Here is a 14,494-nt window from a genome sequence, read left to right on the forward strand (position 1 = left end):
AGGTTGATGATGCGTCGGGGGCAATCCGGAAGCTCCATGTCGGTGCGATAGGGCTGGAGCGGATCGTCATCGCAGGAACGCCGCGGTTTCTTGCGCACCCTGGGCATCGGGCAGGGTGCGCCCGGCTGCGCGGTGGATCGGCTGCCGCCGGTCAACGGCGCTGGTCAACGGCATCGCCCCGGTCATGGAGGCCTCACACGTTGAGCAGCAGGTGCTCCCGTTCCCAGGGGCTGATGACGTCCTGGTATTCGTCGTGCTCGGCCTGTTTCACTGCGACCACGAGGTCGACGAAGGCATCGCCCATGATGCCGCGCAGCTCCTTGCAGCGATGCAGACGCTGGAGTGCGTCGGGCAGGTGGCGCGGCAGTCCGTGGCTCTTCAGCAGATAGGCGTTGCTCTCCATCTGCCTGTTGGGGTCGATCCTCATCTCCATGCCGAGGTAGCCGCAGGCGAGCGTACCGGCCATGGCGAGATAGGGATTGACGTCGACACCGGGCACCCTGTTCTCGATCCGCCGCCCGCGCCGGTCACTTTCGGGCACGCGCAGACCCGCGGTGCGGTTTTCGAAGCCCCAGTGGGTGTTGATCGGCGCGTCGCTGTCAGCGCGCAGGCGGCGGTAGCTGTTCACATTGGGCGCGAAAAGCGGCATGGCCGACGGCAGGAACTTCTGCAGGCCGCCGATGTAGTGGCGGAAAACATCGGTGTCCTCGCCCGTCCTGTCGGCAAAGATGTTCTCGCCCGATCCTGTCTTCACCACCGACTGGTGGATGTGCATGGCGCTGCCGGCCTCGCCCTCGATGGGCTTCGCCATGAAGGTGCAGTAGACATCGTGGCGCAGCGCGGCCTCGCGGCAGACCCGCTTGAAGACCAGCGCCATGTCGGCCAGCGCCATGGGATCGCCGTGGTTGAAGTTGACCTCAAGCTGGGCGGGGCCCGCCTCGTGGATCAGCGTGTCGAGGTCGACGCGTGCCGCCTCGCAGAAGTCGTAGATGTCGTCGACCACGTGGTCGAACTCGTTGGCAGCATCGATACCGTAGGCCTGGCGGCCCGCCTCGGGGCGGCCCGAGCGGCCGACCGGGGCCTCGAGCGGGTAGTCGGGATCGACATTCCTGGCGACGAGATAAAACTCAAGCTCGGGCGCGACAACCGGTGCCAGACCTTTCGCAGTGTAGAGATCGAGCACGCGCTGCAGCACGCCGCGCGGCGAGGTCTCGACATCGGAGCCGTCGCGCCAGGTCGCGTGGCACATCACCTGGGCGGTCGGATCGTCGTACCACGGCACCTTGCGCAGGGTCTCGACATCGGGATGCAGGATCATGTCGGGCGATGTCTCGTCGCCCGGGAACGGATCCGGGTAACCGCCGGTGACGGTCTGGTAGAAGACGTCGCCCGGCATCCTGAGCGACTTGTCGGTGAGCGAACGCAGGAAACGGTCGCGCGGCAGGATCTTGCCGCGCGGCATGCCGGTGAGGTCCGACACCATGCATTCGATTTCGTCGATGCGGTGTTCGCGCAGCCAGGCTTCGGGATCGATCGACATGGTTCAGGCGACCTTTGCCGCGGTGCCGGAACGATGGGCCCGGCAGGCCTCGCCGAAAGCCTCGAACAGCGCGGCATCGGGCGCCCGTTCGCGGAAGCGCCATTCGGGATGCCACTGCACGCCGAGTTGCAGCGTCGGCGCACCGCGTACGCTGACCGCCTCGATCTGGCCGTCGGGGGCGATGGCTTCCACATCGACCGCATCGGCAGGCCGGTCGATCCCCTGCCCGTGGATCGAGTTGATCCTGTAGGAGATGAGCCCCGTGATCCGGTGCAGCACGCCGCCCTCGGTGACGGCGATATCGTGGACCGGCGCGTACTGCCTCTCGCGCGGGTCCTCCTTGTTCTCCCGGTGATCGAAACGGCCGGGTTGCTCCTCGACATGCTGGAACAGCGTGCCGCCCAGCGCCGCGTTGAGCTCCTGGAGGCCGCGACAGACCGCCAGCATCGGGATGCCGCGCGCGACGATGCGCCGGATCATCGGCAGGGTCAGCGCATCGCGCTGGGGGTCCTGCAGGGTGTCGGGCCGGGGTTCGTGGCCGCCGTAGTGGTGCGGGCCCACATTGCTCGGGCTGCCGGGCAGGAAGACACCGTCGACCCGGTCGAGCAGGTCGTCGACCGGATAGAGATCCTCCAGCGGCTCCAGATCGGCACCCGCGCCGAAGCATGGCATCAGCATGGGCATCACGCGTGCGCCATGGGCCACGGCATTGATGTACTTCTCACCCACGACATGCATGGGGTGGATGCCGATCTGGCGCAGATCGCAGGGAATGCCGACGAGCGGCAGGGCACCTTGGTCTGTCATGAAGGTCACCAGAGGCTTGGGACGAAACGGAAGCGACAAACTAGAGCATATCCCGTTCAGATTGAATCAATCTCAACGGGAAGAGCGGATTCACGCGGGTTCACGCATTGGGGGCGGGGGCGGGATAGCGCACCCGGAGCGTCGGCGCGCGCACGATCGCGGCCTTCCGCGCGGTCTCGCCGCCGCAGCGTTCACTCCGCGGCACCGGAGAGGTCGAGCGGGTCGTTCGCGACCACGGCAAGCAGGGCCTCGCGCAGACCGTCGAGCTGGGCCGTGCTGGTGATCCTGAGACCGAAGTTGTTGCGCAGATAGAACGCGTCGACCGCGCGTTCGCCATAGGTCGCCACACGCGCCGTCACGATCGACAGCCCGGCCTCGGTGATCGCGTTGGCGAGATCGAACAGCAGGCCCGGGCGGTCGCGCGCGGTGACCTCGACCAGGGTGTGTTTGGTCGAGGCGTTGTTGTCGATCAGCACGCGCTGCCGGACCTCGAGCCGTGGCCCGCGCTGCCAGCGCGCGCGTCGCCCGGCCGCCTCGGCCTCGAGATCGATCTCGCCGCGCACCGTGCGCCGGATCGTGTCGCGCAGCCGATCGAGGCGGCGGTCCTCGTCGAAGGCTCGGCTCTGCCCGTCCTGGACCCGGAAGGTATCGAGCGCCATGCCGTCCAGAGTGGTGAAGATGCGTGCATCGACAATGCTGGCACCGGCCACCGCGATGGCACCGGCGAGCCGGGCGAAGAGGCCACGCCGGTCGGGCGTGAACACCGTGACCTCGGTCACGGCCTGGAAGGTGTCGATCCGTGTCTCGACGGCGCACGACACCTCGTCCCCGTCGCTTTCGGCCTGGCGAATCATGGCGGCGTGGCGCAGATGGGACCGGGTGTCGAAGGCGAGCCAGTAGGGCGCGACCAGCCGGCCGATGTGGACGTCGACGGCCCGCGGGTCCCAGGTGTCGAGGCCCTGGCGCACGGCGTCGGTCAGGGCGGCGACGCGCAGCTTCTTGTCGATGACATCGCCATGCCCGCCCGACAGCGCCTCTTCGCCGCGGCAGTAGAGCTCGCGCAGCAGCTGGCCCTTCCAGCCGTTCCACACCTTCGGGCCGACGGCCCGGATATCCGCCACCGTCAGCACCAGAAGCAGACGCAGGCGTTCGACCGACTGCACGGTCGCGGCGAAGTCCTCGATGGTCTGCGGGTCGGCCAGATCGCGCCGGAAGGCGGTGTTCGACATCAGCAGGTGGTAGCGCACCAGCCAGGAGACGGTCTCGGTCTCCTCGTCGCTGAAGCCCAGGCGCGGGCCGAGACGATCAGCCACCGCCGCGCCCAGGATCGAATGATCGCCCTCGCGTCCCTTGGCAATGTCGTGCAGCAGGACGGCGAGGTAGAGCACGCGGCGCTGCAGGATTTTCGGGAAGATCCCGGTCGCCAGCGGCAGCTCGTCGGCGATCTCGCCATATTCGATGGCCGAGAGCACGCCGATCGCCCGGATCGAATGCTCGTCGACCGTATAGACGTGATACATGTCGTGCTGCATCTGCCCGACAACGCGCCCGAAGTCGGGCAGGAAGCGGCCCATCACGCCGGCCTCGTTCATCGCGCGCAGCGCGGCATCGGGTCGCTCGCGCGCGGTCAGGATCTCCATGAACAGGCGATTGGCTTCCGGATCGGCGCGCAGGCCGGCATCGACCAGCCGCACGTTCTGGGTCATCAGCCAGAGCGCACGGGGATGCAGATCGACGCCCTCGGTCTGGGCGACGTGGAACATGCGGATCAGATCGCGCGGGTTCTCGGTGAAGTGCTGGCGGCTGGGCACGGTGATGCGGCCGCCGTCGACGGGAAAGCCCTCGATCTCGTCACGCCGGATGCCATAGCGTGGCCGCCGTCCGGGACCGACCTGGCTGTCCTCGATCGCCGCGCCGAAGATGCGCGTGAGGTCGCCGACGTCCTTGGCGACCAGGAAGTAACGTCTCATGAACCGTTCGACCGCGCGCTGGCTGCGGCTTCCCGAGAACCCCATGCGCTGGGCGATCTCGGTCTGAAGGTCGAAGGTCAGCCGTTCCTCGGCCCGCCCGCCGATGACATGGAGGTGGCAGCGCACCCGGGTCAGGAAATCGGATGCGCGGCGGAAGCGTGCCAGCTCCGCCTTCGTCAGCACGCCGATCCCGGTCAGTTCCGAGACCCGTTTCACCCGGTAGAGATACTTCGCGATCCAGTAGAGCGTGTGGAGATCGCGCAGGCCGCCCTTGCCCTCCTTCACGTCGGGTTCGAGCACATAGCGGGAGTCGCCGAGCCTGAGGTGGCGGTTGTCGCGGTCCTCAAGCTTGGCGCGCACGAACTCCGGGCCCGAGCCCGCAACGATGTCGCGTCCGAGACGCCGCTCCAGCGTGCGGTAGAGGCTGCGGTCGCCCCACAGGAAGCGCGCCTCCAGGATGGCCGTGCGGATCGTCATGTCGTCCCGGGCACGGCGAATCGTGTCGTCGATGCCGCGCACCGCATGGCCGACCTTGAGGCCCAGATCCCACAGCAGATAGAGCGCCCGCTCGATGACCTGCTCGAGCCACGGCGTCGCCTTGTAGGGCAGCAGGATCAGGAGATCGATGTCGGAGAACGGTGCCAGTTCCGCCCGGCCGTAGCCGCCCACGGCGATCACCGCGATGCGCTCGCCCTTGAGCCGGTTGGCGTTCGGTGCCATGCGTTCGCTCACATGCCGCATCAGCGCCTTGATGATCTCGTCCATCAGGAGGCTCATGCCCGCGGTCAACTCCATCCCGGGCGCGTTGGCATCGAGCCTGCGGTGGATTTCCTCGCGCCCGCTCCCGAGCGTCTCGCGCAGCACGGCAAGCGCACCCGGCCCGTCGTTGCGATCGCGTGCGGCAAGCGCCTCGTCGAGCGCACGGCGGCTGACGATGGTGCCGGCTTTGGGAATGAGGGGGCGTCTGGTCATGGATCAGCCATGGATCGGGCGCTTGCCTTCTTGCCGGTCATCCGGCGTCGCATCGGTTCCGGGATCGACGTCGCCGTTCGCGAACCCAGACATGAGACAAACCGGGCCCGCACCCCGTCTTCCAGAGCATATCCCGTTCAGATTTAATCAATCTGAACGGGTGAACCCGCTCTGGCACCGTTTGGCATCCTTTCGGCCCCACTGACGCGCGGGACCTGGCAAGGACTGTGCCATGAGGGCTGGGGCACCACAGGGCGGCGGGTACGGTTCGGTGCCTCAGCCGTCATGGAGATCCTTCAAACGGTAGATCAGCTCCAGCGCCTGGCGCGGTGTCAGCTCGTCGGGTCTGACATCGTCGAGGGCAAGTTCCAGGGGCGACGGGCCCGATGGCGGACCGGCCGTCGGCGCGGGCACCGTCCGGGCGGCCTGGAAGAGGGGCAGGTCGTCGGCCAGGCGGACGAGGGTGCTGCCCTGCTCACCGGACTCGATGGTCTGCAGCACCTCTTCGGCGCGATGAATGACGGCCTGGGGCAGGCCGGCGAGCCGGGCGACGTGGATGCCGTAGCTGCGGTCTGCAGCACCCTGTCCGACCTCATAGAGAAAGACGATGTCGTCCTGCCATTCCTTCACACGCATGGTGTAGGGCCTGAGCGCGTCGAGCCGTGCGGCCAGTGCGGTGAGCTCGTGATAATGCGTCGCGAAGAGCGCGCGGCAGCGGTTGGTCTCGTGCAGGTGCTCCAGCGTCGCCCAGGCGAGCGAGAGACCGTCGAAGGTCGCGGTGCCGCGGCCGATCTCGTCGAGGATGACAAGCGAACGATCGGTTGCCTGGTTCAGGATCGCGGCGGTCTCGACCATCTCGACCATGAAGGTCGAGCGTCCGCGCGCCAGATCGTCGGCCGCACCGACCCGGCTGAACAGCCGGTCGACCACGCCGATCCGGGCGGCCTGCGCGGGCACGAAGCTGCCCGTCTGCGCCATCACCGCGATCAGGGCGTTCTGGCGCAGGAAGGTCGACTTGCCCGCCATGTTGGGGCCGGTCAGCAGCCACAGCCGGGCCTCGTCCTCCAGACGGCAGTCGTTGGCGACGAAAGCCTGGCCCCTGGCCGGGTCGGCGAGGGCCTCGACCACCGGGTGGCGACCCTGGGTGATGGTGACGCCGCGATCGCAGGTCACCTGGGGGCGGGCGTAATCCCTCTCGACCGCCAGTTCGGCAAGGCCCGCCGCAACATCGATCACGGCCAGCGCGGCGGCAGCCGCTGCAATCTCCCGGTCGGCCGCGAGGACCTCGGCGAGCAGCGTCTCGAAGATCGCGAGTTCCTGCGCCGTGGCATGGTCGGCGGCGCGTGCGATCCCGGACTCCAGCTCGCCCAGCTCCACGGTGGTGAAGCGCATGGCGTTTGCCATGGTCTGGCGATGGATGAAGGTCTCGCGATCGAGCTTCCCGGCATGCGCCTGGGCGGTCTCGACGTAGTAGCCGAGCATGTTGTTGTGCCGCACCTTGAGTGCGCTGACGCCCGTGGATTCCTGATAACGCGACTGCAGTGCGGCGATATGGCGACGGCTGTCGTCGCGCAGCGTTCTGGCTTCATCGAGTTCGTCACGATAGCCCGCGCGCACGAAACCGCCATCGCGGGCGATCGGCGGCGGCTCGTCGATCAGCGCGCGGTCGAGGTGATCGACCGGCCCCGGCGTGGTGCCAAGGCCCGTGACAGCGCGGGCAAGTTCGTCCGGCAGGCCCTCGACGTCGCGCAGCCGGGCAGCCAGGGCGTCGCCGGCCTTCAGGCCCTCGCGGATCGCAACGAGGTCGCGCGGACCGCCGCGGCCCAGGGCAAGCCGGCCGAGCGCACGCTCCAGATCGGGCACTGTGGCCAGCGCCGCACGCAGGTTCTCGCGCAGGGTGCGGTCGTCGGCCAGCGCGGCGACTGCATCGAGCCTGCGACCGATCGCCTCGGGATCGGTCAGCGGCGCGGCCAGCCGATGGCCCAGCAGGCGTGCTCCCGCTCCGGTCACCGTGCGGTCCATGACGCCCAGGAGGCTGGCCTTGCGGCTGCCGTCGAGCGCCTGCGTCAGCTCCAGGTTGCGCCGGGTCGCGGCGTCGATCGCCATGGTCTCGCCCGCGGCCTGGCGGTGGGGCGGTGCCAGGCGCGGCACCTTGCCCTTCTGGGTCAGCTCGACATAGGCAACCAGCCCGCCCATGGCGGCCAGTTCGACGCGCCCGAACGATCCGAAGGCATCGAGCGAGGCAACGCCGAAGAGCGCCTTCAGGCGGCGTTCGCCGGCCCGGCTGTCGAAGCGTGCCGCGGCTTCGGGTGAGAGCCGTTCGCGCCAGGGCGTCAGCGTCTCGTGAAGATCGGGGTCGTCGAACAGGGTCTCCGAGAGCACCAGTTCGGCCGGCGCGACCCGTTCCAGCAGGGTCGGAAGACCGGCCGCCGTCACGGGCTCGACGGCGAAGGCGCCGGTCGACATCTCGATCCAGCTGAGCGCCATCTCGTCCTGCGCCCGGGCCAGGGCCGCCAGATGGTTCGACCGGCGGGCATCGAGCAGCGTGTCCTCGGTGATCGTGCCGGGCGTCACGATGCGGGTGACGTCCCGTTTCACGACCGACCTGGCACCGCGCTTCCTGGCCTCGGCCGGGTCCTCCATCTGCTCGCAGATGGCGACCTTGAAGCCGGCCCGGATCAGGCGCTCCAGATAGGTCTCGGCGGCGTGCACGGGAACGCCGCACATCGGCACGTTCTCGCCCAGATGTTTGCCGCGCTCGGTCAGCGCGATGTCGAGCGCGCCCGCGGCGTGCATGGCGTCGTCGAAGAAGAGCTCGTAGAAATCGCCCATGCGGAAAAACAGCAGCGTCTGCGGGTTCTCCCGCTTGATCTGCCAGTACTGCGCCATCATCGGCGTCACCTGACCGGACTCCGCGCGTGCGCCCTTCTGCGCCGCGTCATCCTGCGGTGGACTGTCGCGCATGGCTGTGCCGGTGTCGTCTGACACGTTTGCGGTTCCTGCCGGGGTCACGTTCCTGAGTCGGAACCTACCATATCTGTCCGCATGGTTCGGCTTACGACTGCGCGGCCTGTTGAAAAGCCTCCAGCGTGCGGTCGATGTCGCCGGCGTCGACGTCCTTGTGGCACACCAGACGCAGGTGCCGGCTGTGCCGGGCCGTCGTGACACCGGCGTCGGCAACCCGCGCCAGAATGCTCCCCCAGCTCTCTTCGGGCAGCGTGACGAAGACCATGTTCGTCTGGCAGGCATCGGGATCGACCGTGAAGCCGGGCAGCGTCGCCAGCCCCTCGGCAAGGCGCCGTGCGTTGGCGTGGTCGTCGGCCAGCCGCGCCACGTTGTTGTTGAGCGCATGCAGGCCGGCAGCGGCCAGCACGCCGGCCTGGCGCATCGCGCCGCCGAGCAGTTTCCGCTGGCGGCGCGCCCGTGCGATCACGTCGGCCGGCCCAGAAAGAACGGTGCCGCAGGGTGCGCCAAGACCCTTCGAGAGGCAGAGCGAGACCGTGTCGGCGTACTGCGCCAGATCGGACGGGGTGCCGCCGAGCACCGTGACCGCGTTCATCATGCGGGCGCCGTCGAGATGGACCGCAAGGCCATGGCGGCGCGCGACCGCTGCGGCGTCCGCCAGCCGATGCCCGGCCTGCACCTTGCCGCCCATGGTGTTCTCAAGGCAGAGCAGGCGCGAGATGGGATAGTGCATGTCGTCGGGTTTGATCGCGGCCTCGATGTCGTCGGGTTCAAGCCCGCCGTCCGCACCCGGCGGCAGGGCGCAGTGCACGATGCCACCCAGCGCCGCGCTGCCGCCGGCCTCGGCCGCGAGCACGTGATAGCCCGTCCCGGCGATCAGTTCGTCGCCGCGCCGACAGTGCGACAGCATGGCCGCGAGGTTGCTCTGGGTGCCCGAGGTGCAGAAGACCGCGGCCTCCTTGCCCATCATGCCGGCGACGTGCGCTTCCAGCGCATTGACGCCGGGATCGTCGCCGTAGACGTCGTCGCCGACCTCGGCCTCGGCCATCGCCTGGCGCATTGCGGCGTCGGGCCTGGTGACCGTGTCGCTGCGCAGGTCGATCGTGCCGGCTGTGTTGCGGACCGGTTCGGTGCCGGGGGCGGGATAGGCGTCTGTCATGGCAGTCTCGGTCAGCCGACCAGGGCGGCCACGATGTGAACCCTCACGTCGCCACCGCCGTTCAGCGCTGTATGGTAGCCGCGCGTGTCGGTGAAATAGACCGACCCGTCGGCCGGCAGATGGGTGACGTGGTGGTTCACGATGAACAGCGATCCGGGATTGGTGACGATGGGTATGTGGAGCCTGGGTTCGGGGTCCCGGTGCCAGGAATTGCAGGTGTGGATATCTTTGGCCAGCACACGCATGCGCCCGATCGTGAAGCGTTTGGCGAGCTCGGCGTGCACATGCTCGAAGTAGGTGCCGCGGAAGGCCGGCACGAACTCGCTGAACCCGGCTTCGTCCACGATGTCCTCGAACGGCTCCTCGACATAGCGGTCGTCGGCGCGCATCCAGTAGCGACCCGAAAGATCGTTGGCGCTGACGCTGTCGTCGCCAGGTCGGCGTGTCAGGGGTAGCGCGCGAAAGCTCTCGCCGTGCCAGGTTTCGATGGCCAGCGCCTCCTCCAGCGCGGTCCTCAGCGCGGCAATGTGGAAACGCAGGTCGAGCCGCTCGATGCCGGGGCCGGGCACGAAGCCGGCGACCGACTCCGTCCCGGGCGGCGAAGCCATCCGGGTGCGGATCGAAAGGGCATCGGGATCGGTGGCGGGGGCCGTGTCCATGGGTATCTCCGGAACCATCGAAACCGGCTCACGGTGCCGAGGTTTTGGCCCCGCCGCAAGACGTGGCGACTGCTGCGACACCCGGAACGGTGGATCGATTGCCGGCGTTGCGGTCCTCCGCCGCTTCAGGCCTCAGCGATGCGTCCGCCCCAGGCCGCCAGATAGTCCGCGATCGTCTGGCGCCTGATGCCGCGGGTGATGAAGACCAGACGGGAACGGCGGTCGTCGTCGGGCCATGCGGGCAGGCGCACGGGCGTGTTGAAGATGTGCTGCACGCCGTGAAAGACCATGGGCTGCCCGGGCGTGTCGGACAGGTGGACGATGCCCTTCACGCGCAACAGGTCGTCACCCTGGTGTCCGGCGAGCAGCTCGAACGCAGTCGTGAAGTGGACCGGGTCCATCGGCTCATCGAGCGTCAGGCAGAACGCTTCGATGTCCGCACCATGCCTGTTGATGTCGTGGTGGCGATGGCCGTGATCGTGGTCATCCTGTTCGTAGGCTTCGGCCTGGAGCCAGCGGCGCACGTCGGTCGACTTCGTCAGCGGGTCGTAGAGCGCCGTGTCGAACAGGCGCTCGCATGAGAAGTCCGCTGCATGACGCTCCAGGATGGGCGCTGCCGGGTTGAGCCGGCGCAGGGTCGTCCGCAGCGCGTCCAGCTGACGGCGGGAAGCGGGGTTCCTGGCCAGTTCCGTCTTGCTCAGCACGAGCCGGTCGGCCACAGCAACCTGCTTCACGCTTTCTGTATGGCGGTTCAGCGTATCGGCACCGTGGACGGTATCGACAACGGTCACCACGCCACCCAGTGCGCAGTCGCCGGCCAGCATCGGGTCGGACATCAACGTGTGAATGACCGGCGCCGGATCGGCCAGCCCGGTGGTCTCCACGACGATCCGTTCGAAGGGTGGTACGTCACCGTTGGCGCGTCGCCGCAGCAGGTCGGCGAGGGTGGCGCGGATGTCGCCGCGGATGGTGCAGCACAGGCAACCCGAGGTCATGGCGACGAGCTGCTCCTCCTCCTTCATGAGAAGTGCGCCGTCGATCCCGATCTCGCCGAACTCGTTGACGATCACCGCCGTACGGACGAAGCCGGGCTGCTTGAGGATGTGCTGGAGCAGTGTCGACTTGCCGGCTCCGAGGAAGCCTGTGAGGACAGTGACGGGAACCAGGGACATGGGACTGGGCTCCTTGACGTGATCTGGAACATTATAACATGACGACGTGTCCGTTGATCCCATTCAGGAGCGCCAATGTTGCTGCATAACAGAATCGAGCTGTCGAGCACCACGACGGATGACGCTGGGGCGTTCGTTCCCGCGGACTCGCCCGACGTACTCAACGACATCGTCGACGACACGATCGACCTCGCGCTCTGGCACCGTCCAGTGCCGCCCGAACTCGACGCGTGGATCCGGGCTCTGCCGGCCGGACAGCTTCCGGTAACCCATGAGGTGGTGGCACCGAACGAGGTCGCCGCACGCGTCCGAGCCGCCTGCCGGGAGGCCGGCCATGATGGTGACGATCCGGTCCGAATGCTGGCGCAGGATATCGCCGGTCTGGCGGGTCGGTTCTGCCGCGTGGCCGGCCTCGCAGAGGTCGATCTGCGGCTCGCAGCCATTCATCATGACGCCTGCAAGCGTTTCCATCGCGACCGCATGCCCCTTCGGCTGATCGCGACCTATCGTGGGCCCGGCACAGAACTGGTGCCACAGGACCATGCGGCGGACGCTCTGAACCGGCAGGCCGACTACGATGGCCCGCTGCACGTCGTGGAGCATGGAACCGTCGCCCTGTTTCGAGGATCGGCGGCCGGGGACGTCGGCGTGGTCCATCGCTCGCCGCCGATCACCGGGATGGGGATTTCGCGCCTGCTGCTCTGCCTCTCCACGCCCTTCCAGAGCATCTTCACCGGTTCAGATTGAATCAATCTCAACGGGTGAAGATGCTTTGAGTCTTTAGATGCAGAGCGGATTCACGCACTTGGTTGGAACCGCAGGCAGTTCCAACCAAGTACGATCCGCTCTAGTCAGGGCGCCGGTCTCGCTGCGGGGCGCGGCGTGATCGCAAGGGCGTGCGTTTGCCTTTGACGGCGCGCACGGCGGGTCTACCCTGCGCGTCAGACACACCGCGAGAACAAGAGAATGTCCGATCAGGTCAGGGTGAGCGACGCCGAAGCCTTGCGTTTCCATGCGGAGGGGCGGCCCGGCAAGCTCGCCATCGCGCCCACCAAGCCGCTCGACACGGCACGCGATCTTTCGCTCGCCTATTCGCCGGGCGTTGCGGCTCCATGCCTGGAGATCCATCGCGATCCCGGCCTTGTCTTCAACTACACCTCGCGCGGCAACATCGTTGCCATCGTCTCCAATGGCACGGCGGTGCTGGGCCTGGGCAACCTGGGTGCGCTCGGCGCCAAGCCGGTCATGGAAGGCAAGGCGGTGCTCTTCAAGCGCTTCGCCGACATCGACGGCATCGACATCGAGATCGACAGCGAGGACGTCGACGAGATCGTCCAGACCGTTCGCCTGATCAGCCCGACATTCGGCGGCGTGAACCTCGAGGACATCAAGGCACCGGAGTGTTTCATCATCGAGCAGCGCCTGCGCGAGCTGGTCGACATCCCGATCTTCCATGACGATCAGCACGGCACGGCCATCATCTGCCTTGCCGGCGTGATCAACGCACTCGGGATCGCCGGCAAGGATCTCCGCGACTGCAAGGTGGTCTGCAACGGTGCCGGCGCTGCGGGCATCGCCTGCCTGGAGCTCATCAAGGCGCGCGGTCTGCCGCACGACAACGCGGTGCTCTGCGACTCCAGGGGCGTCGTCTATCAGGGCCGCGAGACCGGCATGAACCAGTGGAAGTCGGCCCATGCGATCGAGACCGACGCCCGGACGCTGGAAGATGCCATGGTCGATTGCGACATCTTTCTCGGCGTCTCGGTCAAGGATGCGGTGACCCGGGAGATGGTCGCCTCGATGGCCGATAATCCGATCATCTTCGCCATGGCGAACCCGGACCCGGAGATCACGCCCGAGGATGCGATAGCGGTGCGCGACGATGCGATTGTCGCCACCGGCCGGTCCGACTATCCGAACCAGGTCAACAACGTCCTGGGCTTCCCCTACATCTTCCGTGGCGCGCTCGACGTCCGGGCGACGACGATCAACGACGCCATGAAAATTGCCGCGGCCGAAGCCATCGCCGCGCTCGCCCGCGAGGACGTGCCCGACGAGGTCGCCTCGGCCTACACAGCCGGTTTTCTGCGCTTCGGTCCCGACTACATCATCCCCAAGCCGTTCGATCCCCGGCTGATCAGCCGGGTGCCCCCGGCAGTTGCCAGGGCTGCCATGGACACGGGCGTCGCCCGCCGGCCGATCGGCGACATGGAGGACTACCGCGCCCAGCTCTCAGGCCGGCTGTCGCCGGTCGCCGGCCGCATGTACGACGTGTTCGAGAGCGCCCGCGCCAGGCAGGCCCGTATCGTCTTCGCCGAGGGCGAGGAAGAGAAGACCATCCGCGCCGCGGCCCTGTGGCGCGACCAGGGTCTCGGTCATCCCGTTCTGGTCGGCCGCGAAGCGCCGATCCTCGAGCGCATGGAGGCGCTCGGCGTGAGCCGGGACGGAATCGGGATTGCCAACGCCGCCGAGGTCGACGACCGCAACCGCTATGTCGAGCTTGTCTACGCCAAGATGCAGCGTCGCGGCGCGCTGGTGCGCGATTGCCAGCGCTGGATCAGCCTGGACCGCAACATCTTCGCTGCCGCCATGCTGGCAGCCGGCGATGCCGATGCCATGGTCACAGGCGTCACGCGCTCCTATGCCGGTGCGCTGTCGAACGTCCGGCGCGTGCTGAACCCTCGTGACGGCCACATCGTCTTCGGCATGACGATGCTGGTGACCGGGAGCCACACGCTGTTCGTGGCCGATTCGACGATCAACGAGGCACCGGACGCCGGGGAGATTGCCGACATCGCCGTGCAGGCCGCCCACAAGGTGCGCTCCTTCGGACTGGAACCGCGCGTCGCCCTGATGTCGTTCTCGAACTTCGGCGGCCGCGGCGCCCGGCAGACGGCGCATCTTCGCGGCGCGCTCGACATCCTTTGGACACGCGGTGTCGACTTCGAGGTCGACGGCGAGATGGCACCTGACACGGCGCTCGACCCCGAGTTCCTGCAATACTATCCGTTCACCCGACTGAGCGGCACGGCGAATGTCCTGATCATGCCCAACCTCCATGCCGCCAACATCTCCTACAAGCTGGTCGAGGCGATGGAGGGCGCGCACGTCATCGGGCCGATCCTGCTGGGGCTTGAGAAGCCGGTCCAGATCGTCCGGCTCGGTGCCACCGTGAACGATCTCCTCAACATGGCTGCGCTCGCCGCCATCGACCTTCCGGACTGACCGTGGCGCAGGCCGACGGTCTCGGC

The 14,494-nt window shown here is 67.6% G+C and carries 9 protein-coding genes; 2 read left to right on the forward strand and 7 right to left on the reverse strand.

Annotated elements, in window-relative coordinates; translation table 11 throughout:
* Positions 1 to 193: 193 nt before the first annotated feature.
* The 7 genes from GDA49_10070 to GDA49_10100 form a co-directional block, all read right to left on the reverse strand.
* Positions 194 to 1,540, reverse strand: a complete 1,347-nt coding sequence (locus tag GDA49_10070; protein ID MBC6440732.1) for a glutamine synthetase — start codon at positions 1,538 to 1,540, stop codon at positions 194 to 196.
* Positions 1,541 to 1,543: 3 nt separating this feature from the next.
* Positions 1,544 to 2,347: a gamma-glutamyl-gamma-aminobutyrate hydrolase family protein gene (locus tag GDA49_10075; protein MBC6440733.1), complete on the reverse strand. Its 804-nt coding sequence runs from the start codon at positions 2,345 to 2,347 to the stop codon at positions 1,544 to 1,546.
* 191 nt (positions 2,348 to 2,538) lie between these two features.
* Positions 2,539 to 5,289 carry a [protein-PII] uridylyltransferase gene (locus GDA49_10080; GenBank protein MBC6440734.1) on the reverse strand — a complete coding sequence of 917 codons (2,751 nt, stop codon included), beginning with the start codon at positions 5,287 to 5,289 and terminating at the stop codon, positions 2,539 to 2,541.
* A gap of 276 nt (positions 5,290 to 5,565) precedes the next feature.
* Positions 5,566 to 8,181, reverse strand: coding sequence for a DNA mismatch repair protein MutS (mutS, locus tag GDA49_10085; GenBank protein MBC6440735.1), 2,616 nt, complete (start codon positions 8,179 to 8,181; stop codon positions 5,566 to 5,568).
* 163 nt (positions 8,182 to 8,344) lie between these two features.
* Complete coding sequence (gene ltaE / locus GDA49_10090) at positions 8,345 to 9,412, reverse strand: low-specificity L-threonine aldolase (protein MBC6440736.1); 1,068 nt, start codon at positions 9,410 to 9,412, stop codon at positions 8,345 to 8,347.
* An 11-nt stretch (positions 9,413 to 9,423) separates the two neighbouring features.
* Positions 9,424 to 10,071: a hypothetical protein gene (locus GDA49_10095; GenBank protein MBC6440737.1), complete on the reverse strand. Its 648-nt coding sequence runs from the start codon at positions 10,069 to 10,071 to the stop codon at positions 9,424 to 9,426.
* A gap of 125 nt (positions 10,072 to 10,196) precedes the next feature.
* Positions 10,197 to 11,243, reverse strand: coding sequence for a GTP-binding protein (locus tag GDA49_10100; protein MBC6440738.1), 1,047 nt, complete (start codon positions 11,241 to 11,243; stop codon positions 10,197 to 10,199).
* A 75-nt stretch (positions 11,244 to 11,318) separates the two neighbouring features.
* Here GDA49_10100 and GDA49_10105 point away from each other — a divergent pair, with 75 nt between their 5' ends.
* Together GDA49_10105 and GDA49_10110 are read left to right on the forward strand one after the other, a co-directional pair.
* Positions 11,319 to 11,990 carry a DUF1826 domain-containing protein gene (locus GDA49_10105; GenBank protein MBC6440739.1) on the forward strand — a complete coding sequence of 224 codons (672 nt, stop codon included), beginning with the start codon at positions 11,319 to 11,321 and terminating at the stop codon, positions 11,988 to 11,990.
* A 219-nt stretch (positions 11,991 to 12,209) separates the two neighbouring features.
* Positions 12,210 to 14,468 carry an NADP-dependent malic enzyme gene (locus tag GDA49_10110; protein ID MBC6440740.1) on the forward strand — a complete coding sequence of 753 codons (2,259 nt, stop codon included), beginning with the start codon at positions 12,210 to 12,212 and terminating at the stop codon, positions 14,466 to 14,468.
* Positions 14,469 to 14,494 lie beyond the last annotated feature (26 nt).

It is taken from the genome of Rhodospirillales bacterium (assembly GCA_014323865.1).
Taxonomy (GTDB): Bacteria; Pseudomonadota; Alphaproteobacteria; order SP197; family SP197; genus SP197.